Genomic DNA, 803 nt, shown 5'->3' with positions numbered 1-803 from the left:
GCCACACCTTTTAACTTCTTATTTTGTTTAATAATAAAGAACGCTGCAATTGCTGCACCACCTTGTGCAACATTAGACATTGTCGCAATCGGGAATATAAATGATCCACCCGTTTTAGTGGCATCTGCAATTAATGTCGTTTCTACAGCTATAAAGCTATGATGCATACCTGTAATAACAATTGGAGCATACAATAATCCGAATATTAATCCACCAATTGCACCACCAAATTCATAAAGCCATGTTAAACCATCTGATAACCAGTAACCTAATTGTCGAGTGATTGGACCTACAAATGAAAATGTTAGAAATGCTGTTATAAAAATAGATAACAATGGTGTTAACAAATTATCTAACACCGTTGGAATAACTTTGCGTAACCCTTTTTCAATTGAGGCTAAGATATAAGCTGCTACAAGCATAGGTAACACTTGTCCTTGATAACCTACTTGATTAATATGCAAACCAAATACATCCCAATATGGAATAGCCTTACCTGCTTCAACTGCTTTTGGGAAATCGTATGCGCTCATTAGCGATGGATGAACCAATATCATACCTAATGCAGCACCTAATAACGGATTGCCACCAAAACGTTTTGCTGCACTAAATCCAATTAAAATTGGTAATAATGTAAATGGTGCATTCGCAAAAACATTTATCATTTCAGCTAATCCAGCAAATTGACTATATACATCTATCAATGATTTACCTGAAAAGAATAAATCTTTCGCAGTCAAAATGTTATTTAACCCCATTAATAAACCACCAGCAACGATGGCTGGTATAATCGGAACAAAGAT

The 803-nt window shown here is 35.2% G+C and carries 1 protein-coding gene; it reads right to left on the bottom strand.

Going from position 1 to position 803, the window contains the following annotated elements; translation table 11 throughout:
• On the bottom strand, positions 1 to 803 hold an 803-nt coding region (locus JVV30_RS13120), incomplete at both ends, for a PTS transporter subunit EIIC (protein WP_204194369.1).

This window comes from Staphylococcus sp. GDY8P47P (assembly GCF_016892225.1).
Taxonomy (GTDB): Bacteria; Bacillota; Bacilli; order Staphylococcales; family Staphylococcaceae; genus Staphylococcus; species Staphylococcus borealis.
The sequence above is the reverse complement of the archived record's forward strand: the minus strand, read 5'-3'. Positions and strand labels throughout refer to the sequence as shown.